A 1,708-nucleotide genomic window follows, 5' to 3' on the forward strand; every position below is an offset into this window, starting at 1 on the left:
AAGCTCACCCGGGCCGGCGTTTTAACGCCAGTTAGTGCTGGTGGCCCCAGAGCAGGAAGGCATCCCGGTCTTCTACCACCAAGCTGGTTTTGCAACCCACAGGCAGCAGGACCTTGGTTGGCACGTGCCCGAACGGCAGGCCCGTCAATACACGTGCCTTCACCTGTTCCTGAAGCCACGCAATGACTGTATCCAGCTTGAAGCCTTTGTCATTCGGCGCCAGTTTGTAGTTGGTGAACTGGCCGAAAATGATTGCCTTCTGCTGCGCCAGAACGCCGGCTTGCAACAGTTGCGTGAGCATGCGCTCCACCCGATAAGGGTGTTCGCCGACATCCTCGACAAACAGGATGCCGCCTTTGACGGCCGGCAGATAGGGCGTTCCCACCAGCGCGGACAGGATGGCCAGGTTGCCACCCCAGAATACCGCGTCTTTAATGGTGAATCCGGCTCTAGCCTTTGCTCCACGAGCGGAAGCGGCTATTAAATTCATAGCGGATTTGGGCAGCTGCCAGCCGGTGCCTTCGCCCTGCCCCGTGATCAGGTCGTCAAAGCAGGCTTCCATGATGTCGTCAGGTGCTTCCGCGCCAAAGTCGTCCAGCGAGGGACCGGCCCAGGTCATCGCCCCGGTTTTGGCCAGCAAGGCCATCTGAAAGGCCGTGAAGTCGCTCAGGCCCACAAAACGCGTGCCTCCGGCGGCAGCCTTGGCGACCGCCTTGTAGTTGATCTTCGGCAGGATGCGGGTGAGGCCGTAGCCGCCGCGGGAGATCAGGGCGATGTCGGCCCCACTGGCTGCCGCACGGTGAATAGAGGCAAGCCGGGTTTCGTCGTCGCCGGCAAAACGCTGATGCTGCGCCAGCGCATCGGTATCGATTTCAACTTCATGTCCCTGGGACTCGAGGCGCTTCACGCCACGCTTGAAAGCTGCTTTGTCACGCACCGCGCTGGAAGGGGAATAGATGTAGATATGTTTTTTCACAGATGCAAGTATCCCATCCCGCGAAGGCCCTCGCCCCCTCCCTGCCGCGGATTGCAGAAGGTATAAACGGGTCAACCATGCTCCTTTACCTGCTTGACCTCCTCGGCGTTGCCGTGTTTTCAGTGAGTGGCGCACTGGCGGCGGGACGCCTGCAGCTTGATTTGCTGGGTGTGCTGGTCCTGGCCTCGCTGACGGCCATCGGCGGAGGCACCCTGCGGGACTTGCTGATGAACCGCCACCCGGTGTTCTGGATGGCCAACCCCACCTACCTGCTGGTGATCTGCGCGGCGGCACTGGGCACAGTGCTGTATGTACAGCTCCTGCCGATTCCTGCGCAGGCCCTGCTGGTGGCCGATGCCTTCGGCCTGGCCCTGTTTGCCCTTTCAGGTGCGCAGCTGGCCGAGGCGGCGCGGCTGTCGCCCATCATCGTGGTGTTGATGGGCACCATGACCGGTGTGGCCGGCGGCGTGATGCGCGACATCTGCAGCAACCAGATCCCCCTGCTGCTGCGACAGGACATTTATGCCAGCGCGGCGATTGCCGGAATTGTGCTGTACCTGGCTCTGAAGACCTTGGGCCTGAGACCCTCCTGGGCGTTCGGCATTGGGCTGGTGGCCGTGGCGGCGCTGCGGCTGAGCGCCATCTTCCTGGGCTGGCATTTACCGGTCTTCAAGCTGGCGGACTGAAAAACCGCACTGCTTGCTGCGCAATCGGCTCACCGTGCTCTTGCAC

Annotated in this window: 2 protein-coding genes; one reads left to right on the forward strand and one right to left on the reverse strand. The window is 61.8% G+C overall.

What is annotated here, in order from left to right; translation table 11 throughout:
* Positions 1-31: 31 nt before the first annotated feature.
* Positions 32-976 carry an LD-carboxypeptidase gene (locus AC1D1X_RS22535; protein WP_477671638.1) on the reverse strand — a complete coding sequence of 315 codons (945 nt, stop codon included), beginning with the start codon at positions 974-976 and terminating at the stop codon, positions 32-34.
* Positions 977-1,053: 77 nt separating this feature from the next.
* Between AC1D1X_RS22535 and AC1D1X_RS22540 the strand changes: the two genes are divergently transcribed.
* Positions 1,054-1,662: a trimeric intracellular cation channel family protein gene (locus AC1D1X_RS22540; RefSeq protein WP_477671639.1), complete on the forward strand. Its 609-nt coding sequence runs from the start codon at positions 1,054-1,056 to the stop codon at positions 1,660-1,662.
* Positions 1,663-1,708: the final 46 nt, after the last annotated feature.

The sequence above is a fragment of the Polaromonas sp. P1_G4 genome (assembly GCF_056405475.1).